At 50.7% G+C, this 1,299-nt stretch carries 1 protein-coding gene and 1 pseudogene; both read left to right on the top strand.

The features are described 5' to 3' along the window. A partial coding sequence (locus GAC_RS05855; protein WP_206740392.1) for a hypothetical protein occupies window positions 1-187 on the top strand: 187 nt, incomplete at its 5' end. A 260-nt stretch (window positions 188-447) separates the two neighbouring features. Further along, window positions 448-1,190, top strand: a pseudogene (locus GAC_RS04930) (YebC/PmpR family DNA-binding transcriptional regulator). Window positions 1,191-1,299 lie beyond the last annotated feature (109 nt).

Below are 1,299 nucleotides of genomic sequence, written 5' to 3'. Positions count from 1 at the left end.
TGCTAAATTTGGCTGCTGTGATTTACGAGCATTCCGGGGGAGTGCTGCAACATCTACATGGCTTTTAGGTGGGGTTTTGCCGCAAGTAAGACGGTTTTTTGTCATTTTCTGTGGGGCGGAGGACGGCACCGTAGGCGATGCAGGTCACATTGGGGTTGTGGACCGTTCTCAGGTGGATATAACTTAGAGGGTGCGCTGCAACATCTACATGGCTTTTAGGTGGATTTTACTTGCATGGTGGCGGGGTCGACTTGCCATTTTCTACGGTGGCCATAAGCGCCGCTGGTGGCATTAGTGGTATTGGCCATGCTCAGTGGATGTAACTTAGGAGGTGCGGCCCCGCGCTGGTGGTTTGTGCGGAATAGGATTGCATATCTGCCCCGCAAGACTTAGACTGTGGTGGCGCTTGGGTTACTACGCGCAGTTTGCGGTATTGGGGGGTGTGCTATGGCTGGTCATTCGCAGTTTGCAAATATTAAACATCGTAAAGGGGCGCAGGATGCAAAACGCTCAAAGGTGTTTACCAAACTCAGGAAGGAGATAATCATTGCTGCTAGAAGCGGCCCGCCAACCCCGGATCTGAACCCAAGGTTGAGGGCGGCAATAGCTTCTGCCAAGGCGGAAAATCTGCCAAAAGACAAAATAGAGGCCGCTATAAAGAGTGCGCAGGGCAACGCAGCGGATGACAGCTATGAGGAGATTACGTATGAGGGGTAGGCCCCGGCAGCACGGCTATTGTTGTGCATGCGCTGAGCAACAATCGCAATCGTACTGCTGGTGAGCTCAGGCATATTTTTTCCAAGCACGGTGGCAAATTGGGGGAGAAGGGCAGCATAGCATATCTTTTCGACCATGTAGGGTTGGTAGTATACAAGGCGGAAAGCATTGAGAGTTTCGATGCCCTTTTTAACCTTGCAACCAGCCTGGGGGCGATAGATCTGGAAGAAGATGGCGAGGGTGAAGATAAAGTATATGCCATAATTTGCAGCGTGGAGGACTTTGGTAAAGTGAGAGATGGATTGTACGCGCAGTACTCTGACGGCGAGTTGGCGAGGTTGTCTTGGAGGCCGAAACAGCGGGTACTGGTAGACTCTCCAGAGCTCAACACAAAGCTTATGAATTTTCTTAATGATCTCGAAGATAACGACGACGTACAGTATGTTGAGGGGGACTTTTCACTTGTGGGTTAGTGGAACGTAAACAAGGAGTTACCCGTTGCACGATATTTTCGCGGCTTGCCTTTTCCGTGCCTATCTGCTAGCATCGGCGCAGTCGCCTAGATATGGGATTTATGTTAAA

Source organism: Anaplasma marginale str. Florida (assembly GCF_000215485.1).
GTDB lineage: Bacteria > Pseudomonadota > Alphaproteobacteria > Rickettsiales > Anaplasmataceae > Anaplasma > Anaplasma marginale.
This window is presented reverse-complemented; position numbering and strand designations above follow the sequence as displayed.